Below are 735 nucleotides of genomic sequence, written 5' to 3' on the forward strand. Positions count from 1 at the left end.
GGCCCAGCGGCGGCGGTGGGGGAGAGGGGAAAGGCGGCGTCGGTGAACTCCTTGGCGACCGCCTGGGTCAGCCGGGAGCGCGCCGTGAGCGTCGCGGTGAACTCCGCCACGCGCGCCGGCAGGGCCTCCGCCGGCAGCACCTCGTCGACCAGCCCGACGCGCAGCGCCCGCTCCGCGTTGATCAACTCGGCCGAGTAGAGCAGGTACTTGGCGGTCGACGCGCCGGCGAGACGGGCCAGCCGGGCGGTCGCCGCGGCCGGGTAGGGGATGCCGAGCCGCGCGGGGGTGACGCCGAACAGCGCGTCCTCGGCGGCGAACCGCAGGTCGCAGGCGGCCGCCAACTGGCAACCGCCGCCCACGCAGTGGCCGCGTACCACGGCGAGCGTCGGCCGGGGGAAGGCGGCCAGCGCCTCCTCGGCGGCGACGGCCAGCCGCTGCGGTGCCATGCTGTCGCGCAGGCTGGAGATGTCCGCGCCGGCGCAGAAGGTCTCGCCCCAGCCGGTGAGGACAAGCGCCCGCACGTCGCCGTCCGACGCGAGGCCGTCGAGCGTCTCCGGCAGCCGCCGCCACATCTCGGTGGTCATCGCGTTGCGCTTGGCGGGGTTCCGCAGGGTGAGGGTGGCGACGCCGTCCTCACACCGCAGATCAAGACCTGGCTCCATGCGCACGGATGCTATGCCGCGCCGCCCGGGGCCCGCGCCCCGACCCCCGTACGGCCTACGCAGACCCTCCGCC

Annotated in this window: 1 protein-coding gene; it reads right to left on the reverse strand. The window is 75.9% G+C overall.

Going from position 1 to position 735, the window contains the following annotated elements:
* Positions 1 to 662, reverse strand: a 662-nt coding sequence (locus GL263_RS27505) for an enoyl-CoA hydratase/isomerase family protein (RefSeq protein WP_182858431.1), incomplete at its 3' end; no start/stop codon positions are given.
* Positions 663 to 735: the final 73 nt, after the last annotated feature.

Origin of the sequence: Streptomyces durbertensis (assembly GCF_014156695.1) — a bacterium.
Taxonomy (GTDB): Bacteria; Actinomycetota; Actinomycetes; order Streptomycetales; family Streptomycetaceae; genus Streptomyces; species Streptomyces durbertensis.